Genomic DNA, 23,557 nt, shown 5'->3' with positions numbered 1-23,557 from the left:
CCGGATGACCAATCTGGACGGCGTCTTTCGGCGTGAATGGGGACCCGCCGTCGCCGCCATCGCACGATGGTCGGGCGACCTCACCATTGCCGAGGACGCCGTCCAGGAGGCCTGCGCCGAGGCGCTGCGCACCTGGCCGCGTGATGGCGTCCCTGATCGTCCCGGCGGCTGGCTGGTCACGGTCGCACGCAATCGTGCCCGTGACCGTATGCGCCGCGAATCCATCCGTCCCGGAAAGGAATTGGCGGCATTCGTGGACGATTCGCACACCGGCGTTTACGATCCACCCCCGGTTCGCGACGACGAACTGCGGATGATGTTCACCTGCGCGCACCCGGCACTGGACCGCCGGTCGCAACTCGCGCTCACGCTACGGCTGGTCTCCGGCCTGACGGTCGCCGAGATCGCCCGCGCGCTGTTGCAAACCGAGGCGGCCATCGGACAGCGAATCACCCGGGCCAAGTACAAGATCCGGCACGCGAACATCCCGCTGCGGGTGCCGCCCGCCGAGCTGCTGCCAGAACGCACACCGCACGTGCTCAGCTGCATCTACTCGGTGTTCACCGAGGGCTACTGGTCCACCGCCGGTCCGTCGGCCATCCGCGACGAGCTGTGTGACGAAGGGGTCCGGCTGGCCGGCGAGCTGTGCGCCCTCATGCCGCATCCCGAGGCGAACGCCCTGGCGGCGCTGGTATTGCTGCACGATTCGCGACGGGCAACCCGGCTGGACGACGCCGGAGCGTTGGTACCGCTGGACGAACAGGACCGGCACCGCTGGGATCGCGACCGGATCAGCCGCGGCCTGGATCGTCTGCGGCAGGCGCAGGGCTCAACCGGCCCGTACCTGCCGCAAGCGGTGATCGCCGCCATCCACGCGACGGCGCCGACCTGGGAACAGACCGACTGGACCGCGATCTGCGCGGCATACGACCGCTTGCTGCAGTTGACCGATTCGCCCGTAGTGCTGGCCAACCGCGCGCTGGCGGTCGGCTTCCGCGACGGCCCGGAGGTGGGGCTGGCGGCACTGGACAAGGTGGCCCATGACCCGAGGCTGGCGCGGTCGAATCTGGTCGCGTCGGTGCGCGCCGACCTGCTACGGCGGGCGGGACGCCCGGCCGATGCTGTTGTCTGGTATCGAAAGGCGTTGGAAAGCAACGCTTCTGAGCCGGGCCGCGCATTCCTGCGGCGGCGCATCACCGAGTGCGGCGGCTAGATCGGCCAGGTGCTAGCGCTGCGCCGAGAGTGAACCTGACGACGCGACACGCCGGTGGCGCGTCGCAGCATTCACACTCGGCGACTTAGGCGCCGCAGGCGCCGCTTACTCCGCCTCGGAGTCGGATGCTCGGCTACGCGCGCGGCGCCGCAGGCGCCGCTTACTCCGCCTCGGAGTCGGATGCTCGGCTACGCGCGCGGCGCCGCAGGCGCCGCTTACTCCGCCTCGGCGGCGAAGTTGCGCGTGACCGACGGGTCAACCGGGATACCCGGGCCCGTCGTCGTCGATACCGTGACCTTCTTCAGGTAGCGCCCCTTGGACGACGACGGCTTGTGCCGCAGCACCTCGTCGAGCGCGGCACCGTAGTTCTCCGCGAGCTTCTTCTCGTCGAACGACGCCTTGCCGATCACGAAGTGCAGGTTGGCCTGCTTGTCGACACGGAAGTTGATCTTGCCGCCTTTGATGTCGGCGACGGCCTTCGCCACGTCGGGGGTCACGGTGCCGGTCTTGGGGTTCGGCATCAGGCCGCGCGGGCCCAGCACGCGGGCGATCCGGCCGACCTTGGCCATCTGGTCGGGAGTCGCGATCGCGGCGTCGAAGTCCAGGAAACCGCCCTGGATCTTCTCGATCAGGTCGTCGCTGCCCACAACATCGGCGCCGGCGGCAACGGCGGCGTCGGCCTTCTCACCGACGGCGAAGACTGCCACCCGGGCGGTCTTACCCGTGCCGTGCGGCAGGTTGACCGTGCCGCGGACCATCTGGTCAGCCTTGCGCGGGTCGACCCCGAGCCGGATCGCCACCTCGACGGTCGCATCCTGCTTGGTCGACGACGTCTCCTTCGCGAGCCGGGCGGCCTGCAACGGGGTGTAGAGGTTGTTGCGGTCCACCTTCTCGGCGGCGGCGCGGTATGCCTTACTCGTCTTGCTCATTTCGTGTCCAATCTGGTGTTGGGTTCGTGGTTGATCGGGCCGAAGCTGGCCCTCCCACGCGTTCTCGGTCTATTTTGTCGGACTCCTCCTCGGGCCGGTAGCGGCCCGCATCGTCGTCCGACGGGATTGACCTACTCGACCGTGATGCCCATCGACCGGGCGGTGCCGGCGATGATCTTGGCTGCCGCGTCGATGTCGTTGGCGTTGAGGTCGGTCTTCTTGGTCTCGGCGATCTCGCGCACCTGGTCCCAGGTCACCTTCGCAACCTTCGTCTTGTGCGGTTCCGCCGAGCCCTTGGGCACACCGGCGGCCTTGAGCAACAGCTTGGCGGCCGGCGGCGTCTTCAGCGCGAAGGTGAAGCTGCGGTCCTCGTAGACCGTGATCTCCACCGGGATGACCTGCCCGCGCTGGCTTTCCGTCGCGGCGTTGTAAGCCTTGCAGAACTCCATGATGTTCACGCCGTGCTGGCCGAGCGCCGGGCCGACCGGCGGGGCAGGGTTGGCCTGCCCAGCCACGATCTGCAGCTTGATCAGCCCGGTGACTTTCTTCTTCTTCGGGGCCATGAGTTTGTCCTACATTCCTTCCTGGTTTTGCAAAGTGCTGGGGTGCAAAGTTCGGGGATGCCCTGGGGGCTAAATCTTGGAGACCTGGCTGAAGGTCAGCTCCACCGGTGTTTCGCGGCCGAAGATCGAGACCAGCACCTTGAGCTTCTGCTGTTCGGCGTTGACCTCGTTGATCGTGGCCGGCAAGGTCGCGAATGGTCCGTCCATGACCGTCACCGATTCGCCGACCTCGTAGTCGACCTCCAGCACCGGACGCTCCAGGCCCCCGGTGTCCGCCGCGGCGGCCGTGCTCGCCGCACCCTTGGTGGCCTTCTTCGCCGCACCGGGCGGTAGCAGGAACTTCACCACGTCGTCGAGCGAGAGCGACGACGGGCGCGAGGTCGCGCCGACGAATCCGGTGACTCCGGGCGTATTGCGCACCGCGGCCCACGAGTCGTCGGTCAAGTCCATGCGCACCAGGATGTATCCGGGCAGCACCTTGCGATTGACCTGCTTGCGCTGGCCGTTCTTGATCTCGGTGACCTCTTCGGTGGGGACTTCCACCTGGAAGATGTAGTCGCCGACGTCAAGGTTCTGCACGCGGGTCTCGAGGTTGGCTTTCACCTTGTTCTCGTAGCCCGCGTAGGAGTGAATGACGTACCAGTCGCCCGGCTTGCTGCGCAGCTCCGCCTTGAGCGCAGCGGCGGGGTCGACATCTTCAGCCGGAGCCGCCACCGCGTCCTGCGGGGTGTCGGTTTCCTGCACGTCGACCGCCTCACCCGCGGACGTATCACCGTCGAACGTCGTCACGGTTCTCAGTCCTCTCTATTGCTCTCAAGTCTCAGCCGAACACCAACAGCACGAGCTTGCTCAGACCCAGGTCGGCGCCACCTACCACCGCCACCATGAAGGCCAGGAAGACCAGCACCACCGAGGTGTAGGTGAGCATCTGCTTGCGGTTGGGCCAGATCACCTTCCGCATCTCGGCTACAACCTGCTTGAGGTAGTTGTAGACGAACACGAAGGGATTCAGCGAGCTGGGCGAACCGGCTTTCTTCGGCTTCTTCGCCTTGTCTTTCTGCGTCGATTTCGCCTTCGACGTCTTCGCAGACTTCGACGCGTCCTTCTTGCCCGAGTCCTTCTCAGCGACCTCGACGTCGGTCGACTCGTCGCCGTCCTCAGCCTCCACCGCGCGGACCCGGGAGCGCTTTCCCGTGGGCCGCTGCGGCCGCGCCGACGCTTTGGTCACCACGGCGCCGCCGTCGCCTGCGGCGTCGTCGGCAACGTCGCCTTCGTCGCTCACCGCGTGCTCCTTCGTTTGCTAGCTGTTTCGCGTGCCGTACCGCTCAAGGTGGCCACTCTTTCCAGTGTCCACCATGGCACGCGAGTCAGATGGCCCGCCTCCTCGTGCGGCCCGCCGTCAGCAGGGGCGACAGGACTTGAACCTGCAACCTGCGGTTTTGGAGACCGCTGCTCTGCCAGTTGAGCTACGCCCCTATTTTCCGGGGCTTACATGACTCGCGCGCCCCCCGTTCGGCAATCGCGAACCGACGGACAGCGCGCTTGTAATGGGAAAACCCCGAGGTCCGAGTGTACATCGACGCAGGAGCCAGATACTAATTACCCGGTTCGGACGACCTGGCCCGATTCTTTGTCCCATTTGAGCTGGATGGAGTTGTCCCCTTCGTGGCCCATCAGGGTGGTGAAGGCCTCCAAGACCAGTACGCCATCCTGGTTGTGACAGAAGTTCTTCGTCATGACGATGTCAGCACCGAAACGCTCGTTGACTGATTCGATGCGCAGACTGCCGTAGAGCTTGTCGCCGACGTGGATCGGCGCGTGGTAGACGAACTTCTGGTCGACCTGCACGATCTGCATGGTCTCGAAGCCGACGTCGACATTGCGGAAGAAGTCGTCCTGGATGAGTTTCGCCAGAATCGACACGAAGGTCAGCGGCGCGATGACGGTGCGGTAACCGAGTTCGCCGGCAGCCTCCTCGTCGAAGTTGGCCGCGTCACTGGACTTCACCGATCGCGCGAACGCGCGAACCTGCTCCCGGCCAACCTCGAAGTAATCGGGATACTCCCACGTCATACCGCGGATATCTGTCTTGAGGGCCATCCGCTAAGCCAGCTTCGCCGAGGCGACGGCCCGGCCGAAGATCTTCTTGCCACCGGTGGTCGCCGTCAGCGCAATGGTCACCGACTTGGTCTCCGGGTCCACGGACTTCACCCGTCCGCTGAACACCAGCTCGGCGCCTTTGCCGTCGTTGGGGACCGGGACCACCGCGGTGAACCGCACGTTGTACTCGGTGACGGCACCCGGGTCGCCGACCCACGACGTGACATAGCCGCCCCCGATGCCCATCGTCAGCATGCCGTGGGCTATCGCGGTGTCCAGGCCGACCATCTTGGCAATCTCGTCGTCCCAATGGATCGGGTTCAGGTCGCCCGATACTCCCGCGTAGTTGACCAGGTCCTGCCGGGTCAGGGGGTACACCCGTTCCGGCAGCTGATCACCCACCTGCACCGAACTGAACTCACGCAGAGGCATCCGCAAATCCTACTTCCCCGTCTTCACCGGCACGGCCCGCCAGGGTCGTGTAGGTCTCTTGGACAATCTCACCGGCATCGTTGGTGATGATGTTCTTGGTCACGATGATCTGGGTGCCGTGCGCCTCACGCACCGCATCCACGTGGACGTCACAGTAGAGCTTGTCGCCCGCCACGATCGGCTTGAGGAACTTCAGAACCTGGTCGACCTGGACGATCTGCTGGTCGGTGACTGCGATGTTGGCGTCCCTGAAGAAGGCCGACTGCGCCTTGTAGCCAAATACCGAAATGAAGCACAGCGGCGCCGCCAGGCCGTCGTAGCCCAGTTCTGCTGCCGCGTCTTCGCCGTAGAAAACCGCCTCGTCATTCTGGACGGCCGTGGCGTACTCGCGGATCTTTTCCCGTTCCACTACGTAATGGTCGGGGTAGCGGTAATGCATCCCGAGGATCTTTTCGGACAGGGCCACAGTTCTCGAACCTACCTAGTCGACTCTCTGTAATTGGGGTGTGCGCGCTCAGCGCGTTTCGCGGTGCCCCTGGTGCTTGCCGCAGTTCGGGCAGAACTTCTTCAGCTCAAGGCGGTCCGGGTCGTTGCGACGGTTCTTCTTGGTGATGTAGTTGCGGTGCTTGCACACCTCGCACGCCAAGGTGATCTTCGGCCGCACGTCGGTACTGGAAGCCATGACGGTTCTCTCTCAAATCTCTCGAGGTCTCGGTATTCGTTTGTCGTGCTTGTGGTGTCTCTTGTCGTGCTTGTGGTGTCTTGTAGCGATGGCCGGACTCGAACCGGCGACCTAACGATTATGAGTCGTTCGCTCTAACCAACTGAGCTACACCGCCTCTGGGGCCGCGCACCTGCTCGGCGTCCGCCGAGCCCCCTAACGGAATCGAACCGTTGACCTTTTCCTTACCATGGAAACGCTCTACCGACTGAGCTAAGGGGGCCTTTCACCCGCAGCGAGCAGACCTGCGCGGGCCTAAAAGAGGGTACAGCCTGGCGCGCAACGTCTCCAAACCACGTGTGCGCAAGCAGGACTAACAGGTCAACCCGTGTTGCTGTCGCGGTGCAGTGACCAGGCACTGAGATCACTGAACTCGTCGTAGTCCTCAGCGTGCGAGTTGGGGTCGGCGTTATCGGCCTCATCGAGCATTGTCCGCATCGCCAGATTGACGGCTTCGCGGGCGCCGGCCACGTGATAGCGGCGAATGATCTCGTCGACCAAGTCCATGTCAAGTAGGACTTCGATCCTCTTCAACATGAACTGATATTAGCGACTCGGTGCAGGTAGGAATAGGTGTCAGTAATAAGCAGAAGGCCAGGTTAAGTGCGTTTTCGCGCGACCCATAGGCTGGTGGCGTGTCGAATTCGGACCGGTTGTACTTCCGGCAGTTACTTTCCGGCCGCGACTTCGCGGCCAACGATGTGATCGCGGCGCAGATGCGCAACTTCGCCTACCTGATCGGCGACCGTGAAACCGGGGACTGCGTGGTGGTCGATCCGGCTTATGCCGCCGGGGACCTGGTCGACGCGCTCGAGGCCGACGACATGCATCTCTCGGGTGTGCTCGTCACCCATCACCACCCGGACCATGTCGGCGGCTCGATGATGGGATTCGAGCTGAAAGGCCTCGCCGAACTGATGGAACGGGTGAGCGTGCCGATCCACGTCAACACGCACGAGGCGCTGTGGGTGTCCCGGATCACCGGAATCCCAATGAGCGACCTGACCGCTCATGAGCACCGCGACCGCCTCAGCATCGGCGACATCGAGATCGAACTGCTGCACACTCCCGGCCATACGCCGGGCAGCCAGTGCTTCCTACTTGACGGCCGGCTGGTCGCCGGCGACACCCTGTTCCTGGACGGTTGCGGACGCACCGACTTCCCGGGGGGTGACTCCGACGAGATGTATCGCAGCCTTCAGCAACTCGCCGCCCTCCCGGGTGACCCGACGGTGTTCCCCGGGCACTGGTATTCGGCTGACCCGAGCGCCGCGCTGTCGGAAGTCAAACGATCCAACTACGTTTACCGGCCGGCCAGTCTCGACCAGTGGCGAATGATGATGGGCGGCTGACGCTCGCTCGATGACCCGCTCAGCAATACACAGGAAGCCCCTTTACGATCAGTGCAGCTAAGTTCCAGGTCCGAGGAATAAGCGGAGGGTGGAATCTATGGGGTGGGTCCGGGGAAGCTGGCCGCAGAGTTGGCCCGAAAGCTGGAGAGGCATAGACACCATCGAGTCCGGCACCTGGTTGGCGTGGGCAGCATGGGCGGCGATCGCACTCGGGGTCGTCGCACTGATCTTCACCCATCGCCAGCTGAAGCGGAATCGTGCGCTGGCCGCCGAGAAGACGCGCCCACACGTCGCCATGCTGATGGAGCCCCACGTCGCGGACTGGCATGTCATCGAGTTGGTGGTGCGCAACTTCGGACGCACCGCGGCCTACGACATCCGATTCAACTTTCCCAACCCTCCGACCGTCGCCGAATACGAGAACGCCTCGGACGGCTACGCCGACGTCGTCGAACTGCAGCTGCCCCGGGAATTGCCGACACTGGCGCCGGGTCAGGAGTGGCGGATGGTCTGGGACTCCGCACTCGACCGCGCCGAGATCGGGCACGGCGTGGAATCGCGGTTCGAGGGCACCGTGACCTATTACGACCGGCCCGAGCAGCCCCGCGGGTGGAAGTTCTGGCAACGCGCCCGGCGCCCGCTGGAGACCAAGGTGGTGCTGGACTGGGACGCGTTGCCGCCCGTGCAGCGCATCGAGCTGATGACCACGCACGACCTGGCGAAGCGGGAGAAGCAGAAGCTGGAGCTGCTGCGCAACCTGCTGACCTACTTCCACTACGCCAGCAAGGAAACTCGACCCGAGGTGTTCCGCAGCGAGATCGACCGCATCAACCGCGCGGTGCAGGAAACCCAGGACAGGTGGCGCACCCGCCAACTCGACGAGCCGACCGACGTGAGTCTGCGGTGGGGCGACGCCGAGAACGAACTGGGGAAGCATCGCAGCCAGCGGGTGTGAGCCGGGAGTCGTGATCTGATTCAATCGACTCGCCGAGCGAAGGAGTAGCCCATGAGCGGTCCGGTCGTCTACACCCACGACGAAACCATCGGGGTCATTCGGATGGACGACGGCAAAGTCAACGCGTTGGGGCCGACCATGCAGCAGGCCCTCAACGACGCGCTCGACCAGGCCGACGCCGACAATGTCGGGGCGCTGGTGATCACCGGGAACCAGCGGGTGTTCAGCGGTGGATTCGACCTGAAGATTCTGACCTCGGGCGAGGTGCAGCCCGCGATCGACATGCTGCGCGGCGGGTTCGAGCTGTCCTACCGGCTGCTGTCCTACCCGAAGCCGGTGGTGATCGCGTGCACCGGTCCCGCGATCGCGATGGGTTCGTTCCTGCTGTGCTCGGGGGATCACCGAATTGCCGCCCACGCGTACAACATTCAGGCCAACGAGGTCGCGATCGGGATGGTGATTCCCTGGGCGGCGCTGGAGGTCCTGAAACTCCGGCTGACGCAATCGGCCTACCAACAGGCCACCGGCCTGGCCAAGACGTTCTTCGGTGAGACGGCGCTTGCCGCCGGCTTCATCGACGAAATGGCACTGCCGGACCGAGTGATCGCCCGCGCTGAAGAGGCGGCGCACGAATTCGCCGGCCTCAATCAGTCGGCGCATGCGGCGACCAAACTGCGCGCCCGCGCCGATGCGCTCAAGGCGATCCGCGCCGGGATCGACAACATCGAGAAGGAATTCGGCGTCTAAAAAGCTGTCGCCTCAGGTCCTGATGAACTGATGAGCCAGGTAGTGCGGCTGCCCGAACAACCGCTGCACACCGGCGCCTCCTCCACCGTCAAGTCTGACACCACTGCACCGTCACGTCATTGGAACTGGCGGAACCGCTCAAGATAGTCGACCCAGTTCCAAGTGGACAGAAACGCCTGGGCCGATTCGAAGCCCTTGTTGTAGAGCGCTTCGGCGTCCTTGCGCGAGATGCTGAAATCCAGAAAATTGACCGCTGTCGAATCGACCCGGATCGCTCGGGCGCTCACCCAGGGCTGATTGAGGTACGTCTGGTCATGCCCGACGAACATGGTGGTGATGAGCTGCTCGAGCAGCACGGACGGCGGGCCGAGGAGTCGCAGCGCGCCCACCCCCGGGATCAGCTGTTCGTTGCTTTCGGGCAACTCCGGAACCACCGTGATGCCGAAGGTGGGCCAGCGCGGCGACTTGCAGTCCGGCCGGTCGAAGGAGTCGATCGGGAAGTTCGACAGGACGCCACCGTCGACCAGGGTGGATGTGCGCCCGGCCGCGCTGGTCAAGGTCACCGGCCGGAAGAAGAACGGAATCGACATCGAGGCGCGCACCGCATCGGCCACCGATTGTTCGTCGGGATCGAGTCCGTACAGCCGCCGGTAGTCCCACGGCAACCGCACCAGCTGACCGGTCGTGAGGTCGGCGACGGTGACCACCAGCCGGTAGCGCCGCTCGGCGGGCATCTGCCTGTCACTGAGCGCCAGATCACCGAAGGTCTGCACGCCCAGGTTCTTCAGCTCGCTGCGGATCCACTCGTGGGCGAAATCGCCTTTATACATGCCGTTTTCGCGTAGCAGGCCCCACGCCGGGCCGACGACCGGCAGATGCCCGACCGGGCCGGTATCGCGGAACTTCTCGTACGGCAGGGTCAATGCGAGTTCTTTGATCTGCCGGGTGGTCAGTTGATCGCCGTTGGACGCGGCGGCCAGAATCGATCCGACCAGCGAGCCCGCGGAGACGCCGGAGACCCGTTTGAGCGAGTAGCCGGCTTCCATGACGGCGACCACGGCGCCGACCAGTCCGACACCCTTGACGCCACCACCCGACAGCACCATGTCGACGGGTTTGCGCCGCGTGCTCCCGGTCCGCTGCTGCACCATCAGCGTCCCCTCAGTCCTGAGCCGAAGTCCATTGGTAGGGAAGGAATTTCCCGTCGAACGTGACCACCACCCGGTCACCGGACTCGTGCTGCTTCTTCTGCAGATCCACGCTGAAGTTAATCGCGCTCATGATGCCGTCACCGAACTGTTCGTGAATCACTTCCTTGAGCGCGCCGCCATAGACCTGGAGCGCTTCGTAAAACCGGTAGATGGTGGGGTCGGTGGGCACGGCGCTGGGCAGGCCGCCCCGCATCGGCGGTGCCGCCAGGACCGGAACGGCGGACTCGTCCAACCCGAGCATCTCGACCAGGACTTTGCCCTGATCCGCGGGAATCGGGTGCTGGCCCAGCAGCGCCGACGTCGTCCACAGCAGCGGCCTGCCGATGGCGTCGGCCAGTTGCTGCCAACTGAGCCCCTTAGATAGGCGGGCAACGACGATCTGCTCGGTGATCTCGTTTCTGTTCATGAACCCAGCATGCACGTTTGTGCCGACAACGCACGACCTGGCTCACGTGCCGCGTCACTCGACAAGTCGCCGAAGGTTTTTCAGGCTTTCCGCCAGTGAACGCCCCACCCAGCGCGATGCCACACGGTCGGCGATCAGGCCGAGCAGACCACCTTCGGAGTTGTACGCCAACCGGAACGTGACCGTGGTTCGACCCGACCCTGCATCACGCAACCGGAAGCGGCCGCGCTGGGTCACACCGGTGATGTTGATCCAGGCCAGATCCCGCGCTGTATCGAGCTCCACCACTTCGGCGATACCTCCCACCGGGATCGAGCCGATCTTCCACAACACCGTGTATCGGGCGCCGACCCGGACGGGACCGTCGGTCAGCGTCTCCCAGCGCTCCAGATGAGCCAGGAAGGACGGGTAGCGATCCGGGTCGCTGAGCACCTCCCACACGGTGTCTCGATCGGCCTTGACGACGATCCGGCGTTCGACGCGCATCAGCCGATCACCGGGAATCGCCGCTCGGCAGCCAGCCGGTCGACGCCGGCCTGCAGGCTGGCGATCACTTCGTCGTACACGGCTTGGTCGTCATCATGGACTGCGATCGGCGGTTGCACCTCGATGACGATCTTGGCGGGTAGCGGAATGTGTCCCAGTAGGTCACTGACGTTCAGCCCCCACGGAATCGCCAACGAGACGGGCACACTCTTGAGCCGGATCAACTTGTCCAGCATCAGCAGTTTGGCCAGCCACTGCGCCCGCCCGAGGAACAACGCCGTCTCCTGGCCACCCACGCTGGCCACCGGCACGATGGGCACGCCGGTTTCGCGGGCCAGCCGCACGAACCCCTTGCGGCCGCCGAAGTCGACGACGTGGCGCTGCCACGACGGGCGGAAGACCTCGTAATCGCCACCCGGGTACACCAGCACTGCCGCGCCGGATTCCAGTGCAAGCCGGGCATTTTCGGGGCTGGCTGCTACAGTGCCGAACTTGCGGAGCCAGCGCAGCGGCGGGTAGAGCGTGACCAGGTTGTGCGCGAGTTGGTAGAAGGGGCGCTCCACCCCGAAATACGAGCAGAACGCCAGCGTGAAGACGAAGGTGTCGGGCGGTACGTTGCCGCCGCTGTGATTGCCGACCAACAGCACCGGTCCGGTCGGCGGTATGCGGTCGAGTCCGCGCACATCCGCCCGGAAGTACAACGAGGCCAGCAACCAGGTTCCGGGCAGTTGGTCTCGGATGAAGTCCGGGTCGCGCTGGTCCAGGTCCGCTTTGGGGACCCGGCCCACGATCTGCTTGCCAGCCCATTCAAGGGCATCAGCGACGCCGCCCATCGCTCAAGAGTGGCACACGGTTGACCGAGCGGAGTCACCACCGGCCACGATGAACCACTTCGTCGAACGGCCGCCGGTTCGGTTTGCGGATCGGCGTCAGCGGTCGATCGGCCGGGTGGCCCACGCCGAGCAGGTACGCCACCAGGTGGTCGTCGGGGACTCCGAGGATGGCGCGCGCCTTCTCCTGATCGCCCACCGACGAATGGCCGGTGCCGATCCCCAGGTCGGTGGCCGCCAGCATCATCGCCATCGTCGCCTGCCCGATGTCATATTGGTCGATCAGCTTTCTGCGCTCGTCCGGCGGAACCGGGATCACCAGAACGATCGCGGCGGCAGCGCCGGCGAGGTGGCCGGCACCCATCCACACCGTCGAGAGTTCTTGCAGCTGAGCGGAATCCGTGACGATGATGAAGTCCCACGGCTGGCGGTTCTTCGCCGACGGTGCCCGCCAGCCGGCCTCGGCGATGCGCTCCAGGTCGGCGTCAGCCACCGGCTCAGGCGTGTACTGGCGCACGTTGCGTCGTGCGCGGATCGCATCCCAGGTCTCCATGCGTCCTCCGTGTCAGACGATCGGGTCCCGCCCCCCGCGCCCCTTTGTACACCCGTAGCAGCGTTCGTGTCGGACGGGCGGTCTATGGTGGCCCGCAATGGCGCTTCATCTCCACCGTGCCGAACGGACCGATCTGCTTGCCGACGGTCTCGGCGCTCTACTGACCCGGCCGCTGCCCGACCCGTTCGCGCAGGAACTTGTGCTGGTGCCGGCGCGTGGCGTGGAGCGGTGGCTCAGTCAGCGGCTCTCCCACCGGTTGGGCGCCGCGCCGGATCGCGGCGATGGCGTCTGCGCGGGCGTGTCGTTTCGCAATCCGGCGTCGCTGATCGCCGAAATAGTCGGCACCGTCGACAACGACCCGTGGTCTCCGGACGCCATGACTTGGCCGCTGTTGCAGGTGATCGACGCTTCATTGACCGAGCCGTGGTGTCGCACGCTGGCAAAGCACCTGGGACACTTCGACATTGGTGATGAGGCCGAGTTGCGCCGGGGAAGACGGTATGCAGTCGCGCGGCGCCTGGCCGGGCTGTTCGCCTCGTATGCCCGGCAGCGTCCGGGACTGCTCGTCGATTGGCTGGCCGGAGATCTGGGCGATCTCGATACCGACCTGCACTGGCAACCCGAACTGTGGCGCGCGCTGGTCGCGACGATTCCCGCCGATCCCCCGCATGTCCGGCACCGCACGACGCTGGCCCGGTTGCGCGAAGGTCCGGCGGCGCTGCCGCCGCGACTGTCCCTGTTCGGCCACACGCGACTGGCGCGCAGTGAGATCGAGTTGCTCGAGGCGGTGGCGGTCCACCACGACCTGCATCTGTGGCTGCCGCACCCCAGCGACACACTGTGGCGGGCGCTGGGCGGCGTGCGGGGCACCGTACTGCGGCGTGCGGACACCAGCCATCGGGAAGTCGGGCATCCGCTGCTGGCGACCCTCGGACGGGACCTGCGCGAGCTGCAACGAAGCCTGCCCGGCGATCCCGCGACCGACGAGGCTCTCGGCGAACCTGATCGCCGGGACACCCTGCTCGGATGGCTACAGGCCGACCTCGCCGCCAATGCTGTCAGGTCGCAGGGCCGCACCCTGGCCCACGACGACCGGTCCGTACAGGTGCACAGCTGCCACGGCCCGGCCCGGCAGATCGACGTGCTGCGGGAGGTACTGCTCGGCTTGCTGGCCGACGACCCGACCCTTGAGCCACGCGACATCCTGGTGATGTGCCCGGACATCGAGACCTATGCCCCGTTGATCGTCGCGGATTTCGGCCTCGGCGACGTGGTGAACGGCGCGCACCCGGCCCATCGCCTTCGGGTTCGGCTCGCGGATCGCTCACTGCTGCAAACGAATCCGTTGCTAGGCGTGGCGTCGCAGTTACTGTCGCTGGCCGGCGGCCGGGTCACCTCTAGTGAAGTGCTCAACCTCGCCCAAGCCGCCCCGGTGCGCGCCCGGTTCGGCTTCAGCGACGACGACCTGGAGGGCATCACCCGCTGGGTGCGGCAGTCGAACATCCGGTGGGGTTTCGACCAGGAACACCGCAAGCCGTTCGGGGTCGACTTCGTGCACAACACTTGGCGATTCGGGCTGGACCGGGTGCTGGCCGGGGTCGCGATGTCCGAAACCGCACACGCCTGGATCGATTCGACGCTCCCCCTAGACGACGTCGGCAGCAACCGGATCGAATTGGTCGGCCAATTCGCGGAATACATCGATCGGCTGCAGCGCGTGGTCGACTCACTCACCGCAGCGCAGCCGCTTCGCCAATGGCTGACGGCCCTGGCCGACGGGATCGGCCTGCTGACTCACACCGCCGAGGACGACGCCTGGCAGACCAACCAGATGCAACGCGAATTTGCGGACGTGCTGCGCACCGCGGGTTCCCGCGACCAGACGCTGATGCGCCTGCCCGACATCCGTGCTCTGTTGCAGAGACACCTCGCCGGACGTCCCACTCGCGCCAACTTCCGCACCGGCACCCTGACCGTCTGCACGATGGTGCCGATGCGCTCGGTGCCGCACCGGGTGGTCTGCCTGGTCGGTCTCGACGACGGCGTCTTCCCACGGCTCGGCGTCGTCGACGGCGACGACGTGCTGGCCCGCCAACCACTGACCGGCGAGCGCGATATCCGGTCCGAGGACCGCCAGCTGCTGCTCGACGCCATCGGGGCAGCCACCAGCAATCTGGTCATCACCTATACCGGCGCCAATGAATACTCCGGCCAGCGCCGCCCGCCGGCCGTCCCGCTGGCGGAGCTGCTGGACGCCCTGGACATGACCACCGGGGAGCCGGTCCGTTCGCGCATTATGGTCGAACATCCCTTGCAGCCCTTCGATGTTCGCAATGTGGAACGCGGCGCGCTGGTGCCGGACGCGCCGTTCAGCTTCGATCCGACCGTGTTACGCGCGGCGCGCTCCGCAACCGGCGAACGCTCCAAACAACCGGGGCTGATCTGCGGGCTGCTGGCGGCACCGCCGCCGGACGACGTGGTTCTCGCCGATCTGGTCGCCTTCTTCAAGGACCCGGTGAAGGGCTTCTTCCGGGCCCTGGAATACACGCTGCCGTGGGATGTCGACGGTGTCGAGGATGCCATGCCGGTCGACATCAACGCCCTCGAAGAATGGACGGTCGGCGATCGGATGCTGAGCGACATCCTGGGTGGACTGGCTCCCGATGACGCGCGGCAGGCGGAGTGGCGGCGCGGCACCCTGCCCCCGGGTCAACTGGGCTGGCGCAAGGTCACCGATATCCGTGATCAGGCGGCGCTGCTGGCGTCGGCGGCGCTGGCACACCGTCGGGGACACCTCCCCACCGACAGCGCGACCTACGACGTCGACATCGACCTCGGCGGACGGCGCGTGACCGGCACCGTGTCCCAGGTATTCGGCGATCGCCTGGTGTCGGTGACGTATTCCAAGCTGGACGGCAAACACTTACTCCAATCGTGGATTCCGTTGCTGGCGTTGCATGCTCACCAACCCGACCGCGACTGGTCGGCTGTCTGCATCGGCCGGCCCAAGCGCGGCACCACCCCGCGCGAGGAACATCTGGGACGCCCCGGGCAGCCTGCCCTGGATGTGCTGCGGGACCTGGTGGCCATCTACGATGCCGGTCGCCGCGAGCCGATTCCGTTGCCCATCAAGACGTCCTACGCCTGGGCGGTGGCGCGGCACTGCGGGGACGACCCGGTCAAGCAGGCGGAATACCGGTGGCGGAGTGGTCTGTATCCCGGAGAGGATCAAGACCAGGCGCAGGTGAGAGCCTGGGGCCGGCACGCGCGGCTGACCGACCTGATGCAACCGTTGCGGCCGGGTGAGCAATACCCGGCCTTTGCCAAAGGCGAGGAACATCGCCTGGGCGCCTTCGCCGCTCGCCTGTGGCTGCCTCTGCTGCAGGCCGAGTTGCGCGCCGAGCGGAGGTCCCGATGATTCCGCCCTTCGATCTGCTGGGTCCACTGCCCGCCGAGCGGTCCACCACGGTGCTGGAGGCCAGTGCGGGAACCGGTAAGACATTTGCGTTGGCCGGCCTGGTGACCCGCTACCTCGCCGAAGGCCACGCGACGCTGGACGAGATGCTGCTGATCACCTTCGGCCGCGCGGCCAGCCAGGAGCTTCGCGAGCGGGTACGCTGCCAAATCGTCGACGCGGTAGCCGCTTTCAGTGACCGTTCGATCGCCGATGGCAACGATCTGGTGCGGCACCTGATCGACGGCACGCAGGCGCAACGCGACGCGCGGAAGCAGCGACTGCGCGACGCCCTGGCCGGCTTTGACGCGGCCACCATCGCCACCACCCACCAGTTCTGTCAATTGGTGCTCAAATCCCTTGGTGCAGCTGGTGATACGGATACCGGCGTCACCCTGCTCGAGGACCTCAACGATCTGGTGACCGAGATCGTCGACGACCTCTACCTCGCGCATTTCGGGCGGGAGCGCGACGATCCCGCTTTGACGTACCGGGAGGCACTGCGCATCGCCCGCACGGTGGTCGCCAACCCGTCCACCCACTTGCGGCCGCGCGACCCGGAGCCGGGATCGCGCGCCGCGGTCTGCGTCGCCTTCGCCAAAGACGTTCTCGCCGAACTGGAAAGACGCAAGCGACGCCGGGGGGTGCTGGGATACGACGACCTGCTCATCCGGTTGGCCGCGGCGCTGGACACCGACGACTCCCCTGCCCGGCTGCGGATGCACCAACGCTGGCCCATCGTGATGGTCGACGAGTTTCAAGACACCGATCCGGTTCAGTGGCAGGTCATTGACCGGGCCTTCAGCGGCCGGTCGACCCTTATCCTCATCGGGGATCCGAAGCAAGCGATCTACGCGTTCCGTGGCGGCGACATCGTCACCTACCTCGACGCGGCAAAGACCGCCGGCGAAAAGCGCACACTGGGTACGAACTGGCGCAGCGACAGTGCTCTCGTCGACCGGTTGCAGGCTGTGCTGCGGGGAGCCGAACTCGGTGACCCCGCGATCGTGGTGCATGACATCGCGGCCTCGCACCGCGGTCATCGCCTCGCCGGTGCCCCGCACAACGATCCGTTCCGGTTGCGAGTGGTGCGCCGGGCAGCACTGGGCCGCAAAGGGACTCAGAACCTGCCGATCGACGAACTGCGCGAGCACATCGGTCGCGATCTCGCCGCCGACATCGGCGGACTGTTGACGAGCGCGGCGACGTTCGACGGTGAGCCGCTGGAAGCCCGCGATGTCGCCGTCATCGTCGAGAGCCACAAAGACGCCCGCGCCTGCCACCGCGCGCTTACCGAGGCCGGTATCCCCGCCGTCTACACCGGCGACTCCGACGTGTTCAGCTCCGAGGCCGCCGACGACTGGCTGTCGCTGCTGGAAGCATTCGATCAGCCGCATCGCCCCGGCGTGGTGCGGGCGGCCGCGACCACGATGTTCTTCGGAAGAACAGCGCAGGACCTGGCGGCCGGCGGCGACGCGCTCACCGACGACGTCGCCGACACCCTGCGGGAGTGGGCGGACCACGCCCGCGAACGGGGCGTCGCCGCCATTTTCGAAGCCGCGCAGATGAGCGGCATGGCTGACCGGGTGCTGTCGTGGCACGGCGGCGAGCGGCACATGACCGACCTCGCACACGTGACGCAACTCCTGCAGGAGGTGGCGCACCGCGAGCGTTATTCCCTACCCGCGCTTCGCGACTGGCTGCGCGCTCAGCGGGAGGAACGGGCCGGCGCCGCCGAACGCAACCGCCGGATCGACAGCGACGCCGCCGCGGTCCAGATCATGACCGTCTGGGTGAGCAAGGGTCTGCAGTACCCCGTGGTGTACCTGCCGTTCGCATTCAACCGCAATGTGGGCGAACGGGACCTGGTGCTGTTCCACGACGACGGCAAGCGGTGTCTGCACATCGGGGGCAAGGAAAGTTCCGACTTCGCCGCCGTGGAGAGACTGGGCCGCAAGGAAATGGCCAGCGACGACAGCCGATTGACGTACGTCGCGTTGACCCGGGCTCAGTCGCAGGTGGTGGCGTGGTGGTCTCCGGCGTACGGCGAGCCCAACGGCGGGCTGTCCCGATTGTTGCGCGGCCGGCGTCCCGGGGACTCCGCGGTCCCGGATCGCTGCGAACCGATGAAGGTCACCGACGACGAGGCGTGGGAGCGGCTGACGCAGTGGCAGGACGCCGGCGGCCCGGTCGTGGAGGAGTCGGTGATCGCGGCGGCACCGACCATGTCCAGCCACACCGCGCCCGCCGATCTCGGCACCCGGCACTTCCACCGCGCCATCGACACCGCCTGGCGGCGCACCTCCTACTCGGGTCTGATCCGCGTCGCGGAGCGTGCCGTCGGGGTGAGCAGCGAGCCCGAACTCACCGAACTCGACGATGAGGTGCACGACATTCCGCTGACCGGGGCGGCGGTCGCGCCGAATGTGCTCTCGCCGATGGCGGAGCTGCCGACCGGCGCGCAGTTCGGCACGCTGGTGCACGCGGTGCTGGAAACCACCGATCCGTTCGCAGCCGACCTCGCCGCCGAACTCGAGGCGCAGATCGATATTCACTCGACGTGGTGGCCGGTCGACGTGCCCGCGACGCAACTGGCCGCGGCGATGGTCCCGATGCACGACACGCCCCTGGGGCCGCTGGTGGCCGGGTTGACGCTGCGACAGATCGGCCTGCCGGATCGGTTGCGTGAGTTGGACTTCGAGTTTCCGCTGGCCGGCGGCGACGTCCGGGGCGCCGAGGTGGAACTGCGGCTTTCCGACGTCGGTCGGTTGCTGCGCGCCCATCTCCGGGCGGACGACCCGCTGGCTTCCTACGCGGACCGGTTGATCGGAGACACGCTCGGCAGCCAGTCGCTGCGCGGCTATCTCAGCGGCTCGGTCGACGCGGTGCTGCGGATTCCTGATCAGTCGGGGCACCGTTATCTCGTCGTCGACTACAAAACCAACTGGCTCGGCGAGCCCGACCATCCGTTGACCGCCGCCGACTACACGCAGCCGCGGATGGCCGAGGCGATGCTGCACTCGGACTACCCGCTGCAGGCGTTGCTGTATAGCGTTGTCCTGCATCGTTTTCTGCGCTGGCGGCAGCCGGATTACGATCCGGCCCGACATCTCGGCGGGGTGCTGTATCTGTTCCTGCGCGGAATGTGCGGGCCCGACACTCCGGTGCTCGACGGTCACCCCGCCGGGGTTTTCAGCTGGGCGCCGCCGCCGGATTTGGTGACCGAGTTGTCCGATCTGCTCGACGCGCGCAGGGCGGCCGCATGACCACCGAGACAATCGATCCTGCCGACCGCCGACTGGCCGCCAGCGCCGGCGACCTGTTACGCACGTTCAACGACGCCGGGGTTCTGGAGGCGGCCGATGTTCATGTCGCGCAGCGCCTTACGGCGATGGCACGCGAGTCCGACCCGACGGTGGCGCTGGCGCTGGCGCTGACGGTGCGTGCGCTGCGCGGCGGCTCGGTGTGTGTGGATCTGAGGTCGGTCCAGGCGCAGGTCGGGATCGACGGCCTACCGTGGCCGTCGGCGCCGGAATGGCTTCAGGCGGTGCAGGCCAGTCCGCTGGTCGGCGCACCGCCGGTGCTGCGCGTGTACGACGGCAATCTCCTCTATCTGGACCGGTATTGGCTCGAGGAGCAGCAGGTTGCGGATGATTTCTCGGCGCTGCTGTCGACTCCCGGGCAGGCCGCGGTTCCCGACATCGACCGGTTGTTCCCGCCGGGCTATGAGGAACAGCGGGAGGCGGCCGCCATCGCCGTGCAGCAGGGACTGACCGTGTTGACCGGCGGCCCGGGAACGGGCAAGACGACCACGGTGGCGCGGCTGCTGGCGGTGTTCGCCGAGCAGGCGGAGCTGGACGGAAGGCCACCGCTGCGCATCGCACTGGCGGCACCGACGGGCAAGGCGGCCGCACGGCTGCACGAGGCGGTGCAGCTCCAGGTGAATGAATTGGATCCGGTTGACCGTCAACGAGTCTCGGGCCTGCGCGCGACGACGCTGCACCGGCTGTTGGGCAGTCGGCCGGATACGTCGTCGCGGTTCCGTCATCACCGGGGCAACAGGTTGCCGCACGATGTGATCGTGGTCGACGAGACCTCGATGGTGTCTCTGACGATGATGGCGCGACTGCTGGAGTCGGTGCGCCCGCACACCCGGCTGCTGCTCGTCGGCGATCCCGACCAGTTGGCGTCGGTGGAGGCGGGTGCGGTGCTCGCCGACCTGGTCGACGGACTGGGGCTGCGCGGCGACGCACGGGTCGCGGCGTTGCTGACGTCGCATCGGTTCGGCGAGTCGATCGGCCAGTTGGCTTCCTCGATTCGCGACGGCGATGCCGATCTTGCCATCGACCTGCTGCGCTCCGGCGGCGAGCACATCGAATGGATCGACACCGAGGACCCAACCGAGCAACTTCGCAAAGTGCTTGTGCCGCATGCCCTTGCACTGCGACAAGCCGCGGTGCTCGGTGACGCCGCGGCTGCACTCGCCGTCCTCGACGAGCACCGGCTGTTGTGTGCGCACCGCCGGGGGCGTTATGGGATCGCGCATTGGAACCGGCAGGTGGAGCGGTGGCTGGTGGAGACAACCGGCGACCCGATCTGGTCTTCCTGGTACGCCGGAAGACCGGTGCTCGTGACGAACAATGACTACGGACTAGGTGTCTACAACGGCGACACCGGAGTGACGGTGGTTTCCGGCGCGGCCCAGCAGGGCGCGCTTCGAGCGGTCATCGCCGGTGCCGACGATCTCCTCGAGTTCGCGACGAGCAGGCTGTCCGATGTCGAGACGATGCACGCCATGACGATTCACAAGAGCCAGGGCAGTCAAACCGACGCGGTGACTGTGCTGATGCCGCCTGAAGATTCGCGGCTGCTGACGCGGGAGTTGTTCTACACGGCCGTCACCCGGGCGAAACGGAAGGTGCGGGTGATCGGTCCGGAAGGGTCGCTGCGCGCGGCGATCTCGCGACGGGCGGTGCGGGCCAGTGGACTGGCGCGGCGACTGGCCAGCCACCATGGATGACAGCGACAGCACCACCGGCACATCCCGGCGACCCCACATCCTGCGACTCGCCATGTTCGTCGCGTTCCTTCTCACCATGTTCTATCTGGTGGCTGTCGCGCGAGTGATCGACATCGACGCGGTGCGACGCACGGTCACGTCGACGGGACCGATGGCGCCGCTGGTCTACGTCATCGTGTCGGGATTCCTCGGCGCCATGTTCCTGCCGGGTTCGATTCTGGCTGCGGGCAGTGGGCTGTTGTTCGGTCCCGTGCTGGGTCTTTTCGTGACGCTCGGTGCGGCGATGGGCACGGCCATCGTCGCAAGCACGGTCGGCCGACGGGCCGGCCGGGACAGCGCACGGGTACTGGTAGGTCCCAAGCGGGCCGAGCGGATCGACTTCGTGATCGAACGGGGCGGGTTGTGGGCGGTGGTGGGCCAGCGCTTCGTACCCGGTATCTCCGACGCATTTGCTTCGTACACATTCGGGGCTTTCGGAATTCCGTTGTGGCAGATCGCGATCGGGTCATTCATCGGCTCGGCGCCGCGAGCGTTCGTCTACACCGCGTTGGGTGCTTCGATCCGAGATCGCTCATCGCCGTTGGCTTACGCGGCTATCGCGGTGTGGTGCGTCACCGCGGTTCTGGGGGTGTTCGCGGCGCGGCACTTGTACCGGCACTGGCGCAGTCACCCCGGCCGGGGCGAGGAAGACCACACGTCTGACGATGCAGAAGACGCGTAGCGCTCCTAGTCAGGTGAGGCAGTCGGAAGGAGTACTGCCACGTCTTTGTGCAGTTGCGCCAATCCGCTGTCGAGTGTTGCGAGTTGCCCGCTGTGGGTTCGCGCGAGTTGAGCAAGGTAAGCGTCGGTCACCTGCCGATGCCCGACCACGCCACCGAACTCCACATCGGCGAATGAGATTTGGTCGGGCCAGAATTCGTGGCGGTCCAGCGCCTCAATAGTGGCGACCACATCACGCGCTGCGGACGCGGACTGTCCCGATCGAAGGAGAAATCGAATGAGGCCGCCCTGCGTCACCGGGCACGTGGCGAAGGCAGCCTTCGATGCAGCCAGCCAATCGGCAGCGGGATCATGATGCACGTGCTCCGCGACGGCGAGCGCGATGAGTACGTTTGCATCGAGCAACGTCGTCACTCCTCGTCCTCCAGGGACCGCACATCCTCTGACGTGACTATCCGACCAACGCTGACCACCGGAAACCCCGTCCTCGGATCCACCGACCTCCCTGATGAACTTCCAGACGCCAAACCGCGTCGAATTAGGTCCGCGACTGTTTCGCTCAGCGTGCGGTGAGTGTCGCGGGCTATGGACTGCGCCAATTTATGCAGTTCGTCGGGCAGATCGATGGTGGTGCGCACGCCCAATTCTATCATCATTGCATCATGATGCACAGATGCGCAGTGCCTCGCACTTCACTGTGTGGATGCTGCTGGAAATACCCACATCTATGCTTGCGGCTGAAGGGGGACCCCGGTAATGGCTGAGGGCGGCATCGATCCATTGCTGTTGGGGCAGCGTGTCGTCGCGATTCTGGAGACCGGGCTGCGCACGGCGACGTACAAGCTGGCCACCGTGATGTCGCTGATCGACTTCTGCATCGAGAACCTGCCCACGCACCCCGACGACTCGCTCGCTGTTCCCATTCCAGACTTGGCCCGCCGGGTGTTGGAGATCTACTGGCGTCAGGTCCGCCCGTTCGACGGACGCGAATTGCAACAATCCACCCAGCCGCGAGCTCGAATCCTCTTTGCCGCCAACCGGTTACGCCTGGCCGCGGGTGCGAATCACAGCAGTTTGTCGCTCGAAGTGGCATCCGTCCGAGCGACCGATGTGTACCGGCAGGCGATCGACGAGATCACGCTCTGCCTGGCCCAGCAGCCGCTGCATCGCCTGCAGCGGCTACCGGGCGCGGCGACGAGTGACCCATTCCTGTACGACGATTCGTTCCTGCACGATCACGTGTCACGGTCGGCGCTGCGGGCGCACGGAGACGCCGTCGTACTGCGCTCCGGCGTCGCACATGGACTGGCCCGGCTCGCCGGTTTGCTGAAGCCGGCGTTGGAGATCATGTGGGTCGAGGACGTGCGGCGAATGAACAGATTTCTGGATGCGGACGTTCCGGACGTTGCAGGGCACCTCTTCGGTCGCGAACGCACTGCGTTGGCGCTCGTTCGTGAACCGCTCAAGGACGCTTTCGGCGCCCACTGCTTCTATTGCCGCACGCATCTGCCATCCGACAACCCTGTCGACCACGTTCTCCCCTGGTCGTTGGCCGGGATCGACGGCCTGGCCAATCTCGTCCTGTCCTGTGCGCGCTGCAACGGCGATAAGAGCGGGTCACTACCTGCGGTACACATCGTCGATCGCGTGTTGGAACGGGACCGAAAAACATTGGAGCAGATAGCAATAGACCTTCAATGGCCGACGCAACACGAACGCGTGGTGGCTGCGGCCCGCGGCATCTACCGGGGTCAGCCGGATGGCGTGCCGACCTGGTCGGGGTACCGACACACCACAAGACTCGATATCAGTATGCCGCCGTGGTGGATCACGGCCCCCAGCTGAGCACCCGCGCAATCAGCCGA

Annotated in this window: 25 protein-coding genes and 3 tRNA genes; 9 read left to right on the top strand and 19 right to left on the bottom strand. The window is 66.0% G+C overall.

From position 1 onward, the window contains the following. The first annotated feature begins 4 nt into the window (after window positions 1–4). The gene (locus tag C0J29_RS05345) at window positions 5–1,213 is read left to right on the top strand and encodes an RNA polymerase sigma factor (RefSeq protein WP_120791715.1); all 1,209 of its coding nucleotides are present in this window, start codon (window positions 5–7) and stop codon (window positions 1,211–1,213) included. Window positions 1,214–1,428: 215 nt separating this feature from the next. Here the strand turns inward: C0J29_RS05345 and rplA are convergent, their stop codons facing one another. The 12 genes from rplA to C0J29_RS05285 all read right to left on the bottom strand — a co-directional run bounded on the left by rplA (window position 1,429) and on the right by C0J29_RS05285 (window position 6,495). Next, window positions 1,429–2,142: a 50S ribosomal protein L1 gene (gene rplA / locus C0J29_RS05340; RefSeq protein ID WP_065044481.1), complete on the bottom strand. Its 714-nt coding sequence runs from the start codon at window positions 2,140–2,142 to the stop codon at window positions 1,429–1,431. A gap of 131 nt (window positions 2,143–2,273) precedes the next feature. Further along, window positions 2,274–2,705: a 50S ribosomal protein L11 gene (gene rplK / locus C0J29_RS05335; protein WP_055578840.1), complete on the bottom strand. Its 432-nt coding sequence runs from the start codon at window positions 2,703–2,705 to the stop codon at window positions 2,274–2,276. 69 nt (window positions 2,706–2,774) lie between these two features. Continuing rightward, a complete protein-coding gene (nusG, locus tag C0J29_RS05330; protein ID WP_162951391.1) occupies window positions 2,775–3,494 on the bottom strand; it encodes a transcription termination/antitermination protein NusG in 720 nt (239 codons plus the stop codon). Between the two features lie 31 nt (window positions 3,495–3,525). After that, a complete protein-coding gene (secE, locus tag C0J29_RS05325; protein WP_065044483.1) occupies window positions 3,526–3,987 on the bottom strand; it encodes a preprotein translocase subunit SecE in 462 nt (153 codons plus the stop codon). A gap of 121 nt (window positions 3,988–4,108) precedes the next feature. After that, window positions 4,109–4,181 (bottom strand) — tRNA-Trp (locus C0J29_RS05320). Between the two features lie 123 nt (window positions 4,182–4,304). Beyond that, entirely contained in the window at window positions 4,305–4,805 is a 501-nt protein-coding gene (hadC, locus tag C0J29_RS05315) for a (3R)-hydroxyacyl-ACP dehydratase subunit HadC (RefSeq protein WP_065044484.1), read from the bottom strand. Window positions 4,806–4,808: 3 nt separating this feature from the next. Then, window positions 4,809–5,237 carry a (3R)-hydroxyacyl-ACP dehydratase subunit HadB gene (hadB, locus tag C0J29_RS05310; protein ID WP_065044485.1) on the bottom strand — a complete coding sequence of 143 codons (429 nt, stop codon included), beginning with the start codon at window positions 5,235–5,237 and terminating at the stop codon, window positions 4,809–4,811. Then, window positions 5,224–5,703, bottom strand: coding sequence for a (3R)-hydroxyacyl-ACP dehydratase subunit HadA (gene hadA / locus C0J29_RS05305; RefSeq protein WP_065044486.1), 480 nt, complete (start codon window positions 5,701–5,703; stop codon window positions 5,224–5,226). The genes hadB and hadA overlap by 14 nt, the downstream gene beginning before the upstream one ends. Before the next feature lie 48 nt (window positions 5,704–5,751). Beyond that, entirely contained in the window at window positions 5,752–5,919 is a 168-nt protein-coding gene (gene rpmG, locus C0J29_RS05300) for a 50S ribosomal protein L33 (protein ID WP_036352522.1), read from the bottom strand. An 83-nt stretch (window positions 5,920–6,002) separates the two neighbouring features. After that, window positions 6,003–6,076, bottom strand: a tRNA-Met gene (locus C0J29_RS05295). A 32-nt stretch (window positions 6,077–6,108) separates the two neighbouring features. Beyond that, window positions 6,109–6,181, bottom strand: a tRNA-Thr gene (locus C0J29_RS05290). A gap of 98 nt (window positions 6,182–6,279) precedes the next feature. Continuing rightward, entirely contained in the window at window positions 6,280–6,495 is a 216-nt protein-coding gene (locus C0J29_RS05285; RefSeq protein ID WP_065044487.1) for a type II toxin-antitoxin system VapB family antitoxin, read from the bottom strand. Between the two features lie 98 nt (window positions 6,496–6,593). On the opposite strand from C0J29_RS05285, the gene C0J29_RS05280 reads away from it, so the two are divergent. From C0J29_RS05280 to C0J29_RS05270, 3 genes are all read left to right on the top strand, one after another. Further along, window positions 6,594–7,310 carry an MBL fold metallo-hydrolase gene (locus C0J29_RS05280; protein WP_065164995.1) on the top strand — a complete coding sequence of 239 codons (717 nt, stop codon included), beginning with the start codon at window positions 6,594–6,596 and terminating at the stop codon, window positions 7,308–7,310. 97 nt (window positions 7,311–7,407) lie between these two features. Further along, window positions 7,408–8,265 carry a hypothetical protein gene (locus C0J29_RS05275; RefSeq protein WP_065164993.1) on the top strand — a complete coding sequence of 286 codons (858 nt, stop codon included), beginning with the start codon at window positions 7,408–7,410 and terminating at the stop codon, window positions 8,263–8,265. 51 nt (window positions 8,266–8,316) lie between these two features. Beyond that, complete coding sequence (locus C0J29_RS05270) at window positions 8,317–9,012, top strand: crotonase/enoyl-CoA hydratase family protein (RefSeq protein WP_120791714.1); 696 nt, start codon at window positions 8,317–8,319, stop codon at window positions 9,010–9,012. A 116-nt stretch (window positions 9,013–9,128) separates the two neighbouring features. On the opposite strand, the gene C0J29_RS05265 is transcribed toward C0J29_RS05270, so the two are convergent. From C0J29_RS05265 to C0J29_RS05245, 5 genes are read right to left on the bottom strand one after another with little or no spacing between them, the layout of a single operon-like run. After that, window positions 9,129–10,163 (bottom strand): patatin-like phospholipase family protein, encoded by a 1,035-nt coding sequence (locus tag C0J29_RS05265; protein WP_120791713.1) that lies wholly within the window; start codon window positions 10,161–10,163, stop codon window positions 9,129–9,131. Window positions 10,164–10,173: 10 nt separating this feature from the next. Continuing rightward, window positions 10,174–10,629, bottom strand: coding sequence for a cyanase (cynS, locus tag C0J29_RS05260; RefSeq protein ID WP_120791712.1), 456 nt, complete (start codon window positions 10,627–10,629; stop codon window positions 10,174–10,176). Window positions 10,630–10,683: 54 nt separating this feature from the next. Beyond that, a complete protein-coding gene (locus tag C0J29_RS05255; RefSeq protein WP_120791711.1) occupies window positions 10,684–11,115 on the bottom strand; it encodes an SRPBCC family protein in 432 nt (143 codons plus the stop codon). Further along, window positions 11,115–11,948, bottom strand: coding sequence for a lysophospholipid acyltransferase family protein (locus C0J29_RS05250; protein ID WP_065164985.1), 834 nt, complete (start codon window positions 11,946–11,948; stop codon window positions 11,115–11,117). The genes C0J29_RS05255 and C0J29_RS05250 overlap by 1 nt, the downstream gene beginning before the upstream one ends. Before the next feature lie 34 nt (window positions 11,949–11,982). Next, the gene (locus tag C0J29_RS05245; RefSeq protein ID WP_120791710.1) at window positions 11,983–12,498 is read right to left on the bottom strand and encodes a nitroreductase family protein; all 516 of its coding nucleotides are present in this window, start codon (window positions 12,496–12,498) and stop codon (window positions 11,983–11,985) included. A 97-nt stretch (window positions 12,499–12,595) separates the two neighbouring features. On the opposite strand from C0J29_RS05245, the gene recC reads away from it, so the two are divergent. The 4 genes from recC to C0J29_RS05225 are packed head-to-tail and all read left to right on the top strand — an operon-like array spanning window position 12,596 to window position 21,693. Next, a complete protein-coding gene (recC, locus tag C0J29_RS05240; protein WP_120791709.1) occupies window positions 12,596–15,916 on the top strand; it encodes an exodeoxyribonuclease V subunit gamma in 3,321 nt (1,106 codons plus the stop codon). Continuing rightward, window positions 15,916–19,218 (top strand): exodeoxyribonuclease V subunit beta, encoded by a 3,303-nt coding sequence (gene recB / locus C0J29_RS05235; protein WP_120794565.1) that lies wholly within the window; start codon window positions 15,916–15,918, stop codon window positions 19,216–19,218. The genes recC and recB overlap by 1 nt, the downstream gene beginning before the upstream one ends. Continuing rightward, a complete protein-coding gene (gene recD / locus C0J29_RS05230; protein ID WP_120791708.1) occupies window positions 19,215–20,972 on the top strand; it encodes an exodeoxyribonuclease V subunit alpha in 1,758 nt (585 codons plus the stop codon). The genes recB and recD overlap by 4 nt, the downstream gene beginning before the upstream one ends. Next, on the top strand, window positions 20,965–21,693 hold the full coding sequence (locus tag C0J29_RS05225) for a TVP38/TMEM64 family protein (protein ID WP_120794564.1): 729 nt from the start codon (window positions 20,965–20,967) through the stop codon (window positions 21,691–21,693). Before recD ends, C0J29_RS05225 begins: the two co-directional genes overlap by 8 nt. A gap of 5 nt (window positions 21,694–21,698) precedes the next feature. Here C0J29_RS05225 and C0J29_RS05220 read toward each other — a convergent pair whose 3' ends face one another. Beyond that, the gene (locus C0J29_RS05220) at window positions 21,699–22,106 is read right to left on the bottom strand and encodes a TA system VapC family ribonuclease toxin (RefSeq protein ID WP_120791707.1); all 408 of its coding nucleotides are present in this window, start codon (window positions 22,104–22,106) and stop codon (window positions 21,699–21,701) included. Further along, complete coding sequence (locus tag C0J29_RS33575) at window positions 22,103–22,330, bottom strand: antitoxin (protein ID WP_120794563.1); 228 nt, start codon at window positions 22,328–22,330, stop codon at window positions 22,103–22,105. The genes C0J29_RS05220 and C0J29_RS33575 overlap by 4 nt, the downstream gene beginning before the upstream one ends. Before the next feature lie 118 nt (window positions 22,331–22,448). On the opposite strand from C0J29_RS33575, the gene C0J29_RS05210 reads away from it, so the two are divergent. Then, complete coding sequence (locus C0J29_RS05210; RefSeq protein WP_120791706.1) at window positions 22,449–23,537, top strand: HNH endonuclease; 1,089 nt, start codon at window positions 22,449–22,451, stop codon at window positions 23,535–23,537. The last annotated feature ends 20 nt before the right edge of the window (window positions 23,538–23,557 follow it).

Origin of the sequence: Mycobacterium paragordonae, assembly GCF_003614435.1 — a bacterium.
Lineage (GTDB): Bacteria > Actinomycetota > Actinomycetes > Mycobacteriales > Mycobacteriaceae > Mycobacterium > Mycobacterium paragordonae.
Note: the sequence above shows the minus strand (reverse complement) of the source record. Positions and strands in the feature narration are given on the sequence as shown.

What these genes read in the sequence shown, in the direction of transcription:
- C0J29_RS05225 (WP_120794564.1), top strand. Translation starts at nt 20,965, where the DNA reads ATGGATGACAGCGACAGCACCACCGGCACATCCCGGCGACCCCACATC.
- hadB (WP_065044485.1), bottom strand. Translation starts at nt 5,237, where the DNA reads ATGCCTCTGCGTGAGTTCAGTTCGGTGCAGGTGGGTGATCAGCTGCCG.
- rpmG (WP_036352522.1), bottom strand. Translation starts at nt 5,919, where the DNA reads ATGGCTTCCAGTACCGACGTGCGGCCGAAGATCACCTTGGCGTGCGAG.
- rplK (WP_055578840.1), bottom strand. Translation starts at nt 2,705, where the DNA reads ATGGCCCCGAAGAAGAAGAAAGTCACCGGGCTGATCAAGCTGCAGATC.
- rplA (WP_065044481.1), bottom strand. Translation starts at nt 2,142, where the DNA reads ATGAGCAAGACGAGTAAGGCATACCGCGCCGCCGCCGAGAAGGTGGAC.
- cynS (WP_120791712.1), bottom strand. Translation starts at nt 10,629, where the DNA reads ATGAACAGAAACGAGATCACCGAGCAGATCGTCGTTGCCCGCCTATCT.
- C0J29_RS05245 (WP_120791710.1), bottom strand. Translation starts at nt 12,498, where the DNA reads ATGGAGACCTGGGATGCGATCCGCGCACGACGCAACGTGCGCCAGTAC.
- C0J29_RS05345 (WP_120791715.1), top strand. Translation starts at nt 5, where the DNA reads ATGACCAATCTGGACGGCGTCTTTCGGCGTGAATGGGGACCCGCCGTC.
- recD (WP_120791708.1), top strand. Translation starts at nt 19,215, where the DNA reads ATGACCACCGAGACAATCGATCCTGCCGACCGCCGACTGGCCGCCAGC.
- C0J29_RS05270 (WP_120791714.1), top strand. Translation starts at nt 8,317, where the DNA reads ATGAGCGGTCCGGTCGTCTACACCCACGACGAAACCATCGGGGTCATT.
- C0J29_RS05275 (WP_065164993.1), top strand. Translation starts at nt 7,408, where the DNA reads ATGGGGTGGGTCCGGGGAAGCTGGCCGCAGAGTTGGCCCGAAAGCTGG.
- C0J29_RS05250 (WP_065164985.1), bottom strand. Translation starts at nt 11,948, where the DNA reads ATGGGCGGCGTCGCTGATGCCCTTGAATGGGCTGGCAAGCAGATCGTG.
- C0J29_RS05210 (WP_120791706.1), top strand. Translation starts at nt 22,449, where the DNA reads ATGGCTGAGGGCGGCATCGATCCATTGCTGTTGGGGCAGCGTGTCGTC.
- C0J29_RS05265 (WP_120791713.1), bottom strand. Translation starts at nt 10,163, where the DNA reads ATGGTGCAGCAGCGGACCGGGAGCACGCGGCGCAAACCCGTCGACATG.
- C0J29_RS05285 (WP_065044487.1), bottom strand. Translation starts at nt 6,495, where the DNA reads ATGTTGAAGAGGATCGAAGTCCTACTTGACATGGACTTGGTCGACGAG.
- C0J29_RS05255 (WP_120791711.1), bottom strand. Translation starts at nt 11,115, where the DNA reads ATGCGCGTCGAACGCCGGATCGTCGTCAAGGCCGATCGAGACACCGTG.
- recC (WP_120791709.1), top strand. Translation starts at nt 12,596, where the DNA reads ATGGCGCTTCATCTCCACCGTGCCGAACGGACCGATCTGCTTGCCGAC.
- hadC (WP_065044484.1), bottom strand. Translation starts at nt 4,805, where the DNA reads ATGGCCCTCAAGACAGATATCCGCGGTATGACGTGGGAGTATCCCGAT.